1 protein-coding gene is annotated in these 2,296 nt (G+C 69.4%); it reads right to left on the bottom strand.

The window, feature by feature from the left end; genetic code table 11:
• Positions 1–2,296: type I polyketide synthase (locus ACWC5C_RS42025; RefSeq protein WP_450884632.1), on the bottom strand; the 2,296-nt coding region annotated here is incomplete at both ends.

Here is a 2,296-nt window from a genome sequence, read left to right as displayed (position 1 = left end):
CCAGCGCCCGCACCAAAGCAACCGTGTCGGCAAGACCACCCACCCCCAGACCCAGCAGCGACACGACCCCATCAACCGCCCCCACCCCGGAGAGCCGCTCGACCAGCCGGGTGCTCTCATCGAGCGAGAGACACACCACCTCAACCCCATGCTCAATAAGTCGAGGCGACAACACATCACTGTCCGGACCAGCCGACACCACCAGCCAACGCCCAGCCAGGGGACGCGACTCCAGCGTCAGCGGCTTCCACGACACCCCGTAACGCCACTCATCCACCCGCGAGCGCGCCACACGCCGATGCCGCCACGAGGTCAACGTGGCCAGCACCGCGTTCAATTCATCCTCGTCCCCGACCTCCAGGATCCTGGAGAGGGCCGACACATCCTCCTGCTCGACGGCCTCCCAGAAGCGCCCCTCCTCGGTACCGCCGGTCAGAGCGGCGTCGAGTTCGATCGGGAGCTGTTGGAGCCAGTAGCGATCCCGCTGGAAGGCATACGTGGGCAGCGCGACCCGGCGTCCGCCAGCCAGCAGCTGCTGCCAGTCCACGGACAGACCCCGCACCCAGCCCTCGGCAAGCGAGGTGACGAACCGGTCGAGCCCGCCCTGGTCGCGGCGCAGACTGCCCAGGACAGCCGCGTCCACACCCTCAAGCGACTGCTCCACACCCAACGTCAGTACCGGATGTGTGGAGACCTCGATGAAGTACCGGTAGCCCTGCTCGGCCAGCGCCTTCGTGGCCTCCTCGAAACGCACGGTCTGACGCAGATTCGTGTACCAGTACTCCGCGTCCAGCGCCGTGGTCTCGTCCAGCCAGTCGGCGGTCACCGTGGAGAAGAACGAGGTGGCGGGTGTACGGGGGGCAAGTCCGGTCAGGGCATCGCCGAGTTCGGTGTGGATGGCCTCCACGTGCACGGAGTGGGATGCGTAGTCCACCGGGATGCGCCTTGCCCGGATCCCTTCCGACTCACAGGCGGAGAGGAGCGCCTCCAGTTCGGCGACATCGCCGGAGACGACCACGGACGACGGGCCGTTGACCGCCGCGACGGACAATCCGTCGGTCAACCGCTCCCCTACCTGCTCCGCGGTCAGGGCCACGGAGACCATGCCACCCAGACCCGACAGGGCCAGGATCGCCTTCGAACGCAGCGCCACCACCCGGGCCGCGTCATCAATGGACAGTGCACCAGCCACACACGCGGCCGCGATCTCACCCTGCGAATGCCCCACCACGGCAGCGGGCTTCACACCGTACGAACGCCACAGCTCGGCCAGGGACACCATCACCGCCCACAGCACCGGCTGGACCACGTCCACCCGCTCCAGCGCCTCCGCGTCCCCCAGCACCTCGAACAGCGACCAGTCGACGTACGAGGACAGGGCCGTCGCGCACTCTCGCATCCGCTCCGCGAACACCGGTGAGGACTCGATGAGTTCGATCGCCATCCCAACCCACTGGGCCCCCTGCCCAGGGAAGACGAACACGCACTTGCCCTGGAGATCCGCTGTACCTCGCACCACCCCGGCCACGGACTCACCCGTGGCAAGTGCGGCGACAGCGGCCGCCGGGTCGGCGGAGACGACCACCGCACGGTGGTCCAGCGTCGCCCGGGTGCCCGCGAGCGACCAACCCACGTCGAGCGGCGAAAGGTCGCTCCGCGTGGCGACGTGGGCGCCGAGGCGTTCGGCCTGGGCACTCAGGGCGGCGGCGGTCTTGCCGGACAGCAGCCACGGCACGATCGGCGCATCGGCGACCGGGTGTCGCTCGGGCGCCGTCGGGGCCTCGGGGGCCTGCTCGACGATGACGTGGGCATTGGTGCCGCTCACACCGAAGGAGGAGACACCGGCTCGGCGCGGCCGCTCCGCCTCCGGCCACGGGCGGGCCTCGGCCAGCAGTTCGACAGCGCCTTCGGCCCAGTCGACGTGTGAGGTCGGCTCATCGGCGTGCAGCGTCTGCGGCAGCACGCCGTGGTGCATCGCCATCACCATCTTGATGACGCCAGCGACGCCCGAAGCCGCCTGGGAGTGGCCGATGTTCGACTTGATGGAACCGAGCCACAGGGGACGGTCGGTGTCACGGTCCTGTCCGTAGGTGGCCAGCAGCGCCTGCGCCTCGATCGGGTCACCCAGCGTCGTCCCCGTACCGTGCGCCTCCACGGCGTCCACATCGGATGCCGCTAGGCGCGCGTTGGCCAGCGCGCTCCGGATGACGCGTTGCTGGGAGGGGCCGTTCGGCGCTGTCAGACCGTTGGACGCACCGTCCTGGTTGACCGCCGAACCCCGCACCACCGCCAGCAC

The organism is Streptomyces sp. NPDC001700, assembly GCF_053596435.1.
This window is presented reverse-complemented; position numbering and strand designations above follow the sequence as displayed.